Origin of the sequence: Nocardia noduli (genome assembly GCF_019038455.1) — a bacterium.
GTDB lineage: Bacteria > Actinomycetota > Actinomycetes > Mycobacteriales > Mycobacteriaceae > Nocardia > Nocardia noduli.
In genome coordinates this window covers 1-400 of the sequence record NZ_JAFMPL010000311.1, presented here as the reverse complement: position 1 = coordinate 400, position 400 = coordinate 1, and the positions used below count along the sequence as shown (strand labels likewise).

Here is a 400-nt window from a genome sequence, read left to right as displayed (position 1 = left end):
CCACGCTGATGATCGTGACGGCGCAGGCCTGCTCGATCTTCAACATCGCGGTGAAGACGGGTGCCGCGCAGAACCTCATCAGCCTGAACTTCATGCAGGGGGCCTTCGGCCACGGCGTGACCTGGGGGCAATGGTTCCTGGCCGCCCTGCCCTTCACCATCGGCATGTCCGTCGTGCTGTTCTTCGTGTCGCTGTGGCTGCTGCGCCCCGAGGTACCCGACTCCGAGGACGCCGCAGGCAACCTGCGCGAGCAACTGCGCGCGCTCGGCCCCGTCAGCGCTCCGGAGAAGCGCCTGATCGCGGTGGCGCTGCTGCTGCTGGTGCTCTGGTCCACGGAAGGCACGCTGCACCCGTTCGACACGACCACCACCACGCAGCTGGGCATCGCGCTGCTGCTCAT

1 protein-coding gene is annotated in these 400 nt (G+C 67.5%); it reads left to right on the top strand.

The features are described from left to right. Positions 1-14: 14 nt before the first annotated feature. The coding region (locus JZ792_RS43815) for an anion permease (RefSeq protein WP_308165658.1) at positions 15-400 on the top strand (386 nt) is incomplete at its 3' end.